The sequence below is a fragment of the Streptomyces sp. NPDC004647 genome, assembly GCF_040609575.1.
Lineage (GTDB): Bacteria > Actinomycetota > Actinomycetes > Streptomycetales > Streptomycetaceae > Streptomyces.
Window position 1 is genome coordinate 1 of record NZ_JBEXKU010000194.1, and the last position, 2387, is coordinate 2387.

Here is a 2387-nt window from a genome sequence, read left to right on the forward strand (position 1 = left end):
TCTCGCCGCCATCCACGACGAGCTCTACCGGCGCTCCCTGCACGGCGGCTGGCCCGACGCCACCCTCACCCCCGGAGTCACCGTCCGCACCGCCGGCCGGGTCGGGACCACCCGGGTGGAACTCCATCTGGAGCACGCCCAGCAAGGCACCCGCAGCCGCCTCACCACGGACGGCGTCGTCCTCGCGACCGGCTACCGTGAACGCCGTCTCGACAGCCTCCTCGCCCTGCTCGACCCCTATCTGCACCGGGACGAGGGGATGCGCCCGAGCGTCGACGAGCACCACCGGCTGGTCCTCGACCGCGAGGTCACGGGCTCCATCCACGTCCAGAACGCCGGGTGCCACAGCCACGGTGTCGGCGCGCCCGACCTGGGTCTGGCCGCCTGGCGCAGCGCGGCCATCCTCAACTCCCTGACGGGCGAGGAGCACTACCCCCTCCCCGCCCGCACCGCGTTCACCACCTTCGGGTTCGACGCCGCGGACGGACGGCGGCCGCGTCCCGCGAGCGCAACCGCCAGGACGGCGGAGCTCCGTCACGTGTGACCTCCCGTCGACGGAGCCGGACCACGACAGGCCGACGGCCCAACGGCCCCGACGGCCCAAAGGTCCAAACGTCCAAAGGCCCAACGTGCCCTTCACGATGCGGACTCGAGGACTCGTCGTCCACACCCGGCCTGCCACAGTGGCTGCATGACGACATCCACACCCACTCCGTACGGCACCCCCGAGGCCCCGCGTGTCGCCGTCCGCGGCGAGGCCCGGCTCGAGGTCGACCCCGAGATCGCCAGAATCGGCATCACCGTCAACGCCCGCGGGACCGACCGGCGGACCGCCCTCGAGGACCTCGCCCGCCGCAATTCCGCCGTCCTCGACCTCGTCAAGTCCTCCGGCGAGGCCCTGGAGCAACTGGAGACCGGGGCATTCGTCATCACACCGCAGCTGACGCACAAGGGGCGCGGCGAGCGCATCCGGGCCTACCACGGTCGCGTCCACGTCACGGCGACACTCGCCGACTTCACCGCGCTCGGCGAGCTCGTGACCCGGCTCGCCGACCTGGAACTCACCAGCGTCGACGGCCCGTGGTGGGGGCTGCGCCCCGACTCGCCCGCCCACCGGGAAGCCAGGCAGCAGGCCGTACGTGAAGCGGTGCAGCGGGCACGCGAGTACGCGGGCGCGCTCGGTGCGCAGCTGGTGGCCCTGGTCGAACTCGCCGACGAGGGAGCGGAACACGCCGTACCGGTCGCCGTGGCGGCGCCCGCCGGGCTCCGGACGCGGGGCTATGCCGGGGGGATGGAGAGCGGTGAGGCCCCGCCGCTGGACCTCGAGCCCCAGCGGCAGACCGTCCACGCGCATGTGAACGCGCGCTTCACCATGTCACCGCCGCAGCTCCAGCAGGACCTCAACGCTACGATCCGGCCCGGCAGTTGAATGCTGCCGGGCCGCTGTCCGTATGAAGGGTGTGGGGGTGCGACGCGTGGGGAACGTGAGGCATGCCTAACGGCATGTCCGGCTCAGCGCGCAGGCCGGACCTGCGTAGCGCCCGCCCACTCCCAGCAGCCCGCTGGGCGCAGCACTTCACGTACGCACCGGAGGATCGCATGACGCCGCCCGGACATCCGTCCGCCCCCGAGGAGGAGCCCCTCGACCTGCTCGGCGTGGGCACCGGCCCGTTCAACCTCTCCCTCGCCGCACTCGCCGACGGCCTGCCAGGACTGAACGGCGCGTTCCTGGAACAGCGCTCCGCCTTCGACTGGCACCCCGGCCTGCTCATCGAAGGCGCCACCCTCCAAGTGCCCTTCCTGGCCGACCTGGTGAGCCTCGTCGCACCGAGCAGCCCCTGGTCCTTCCTCAACTTCCTGCGCGCCCGCGACCGGCTGTTCCCCTTCTACTTCGCCGAGCGTTTCCACATCCAGCGCGCCGAGTACGACGCGTACTGCCGCTGGGTCAGCGGACAGCTGCCGACCGTGCACTTCGGACACCAGGTCGACGTCGTCAGCTGGGATCCGCGGCGCCACGCTTTCGAGGTGGACTTCACCCGCCTCGACGAACACGGCGACGCGGAAGGCGTCGGCCGCCTCTTCGCCCGCAACCTCTCACTCGGCGTCGGCACCGCCCCCCACGTCCCCGCCCCCCTGCGCCCCCTCGCCGAGGACCCGCACGCCCTCGTCCTGCACGCGGCCGACTACCTCGCCCACCGCGACCGGCTGCTCGCCGCCCGCCACGTCACCGTCGTCGGGTCCGGGCAGTCCGGGGCCGAGGTGTTCCTGGATCTGCTGCGGGCGCGGCCCGTCGGGCGGGAGGGGCTGAGCTGGCTGGCCCGTACCCCGGCGTTCGCACCGATGGAGTACAGCAAGCTCGGCCTGGAGCACTTCACCCCCGACTACGC

Annotated in this window: 3 protein-coding genes; all 3 read left to right on the top strand. The window is 72.5% G+C overall.

All coding sequences use genetic code 11. The annotated features are described in order from the left end of the window. Nucleotides 1-544 (top strand): SidA/IucD/PvdA family monooxygenase (locus ABZW18_RS34610; RefSeq protein ID WP_356195456.1); only part of this gene is annotated, 544 nt, incomplete at its 5' end. A 147-nt stretch (nucleotides 545-691) separates the two neighbouring features. Next, the gene (locus tag ABZW18_RS34615) at nucleotides 692-1429 is read left to right on the top strand and encodes an SIMPL domain-containing protein (protein ID WP_356195458.1); all 738 of its coding nucleotides are present in this window, start codon (nucleotides 692-694) and stop codon (nucleotides 1427-1429) included. A gap of 170 nt (nucleotides 1430-1599) precedes the next feature. After that, nucleotides 1600-2387, top strand: a 788-nt coding sequence (locus tag ABZW18_RS34620) for a SidA/IucD/PvdA family monooxygenase (RefSeq protein ID WP_356195460.1), incomplete at its 3' end; no start/stop codon positions are given.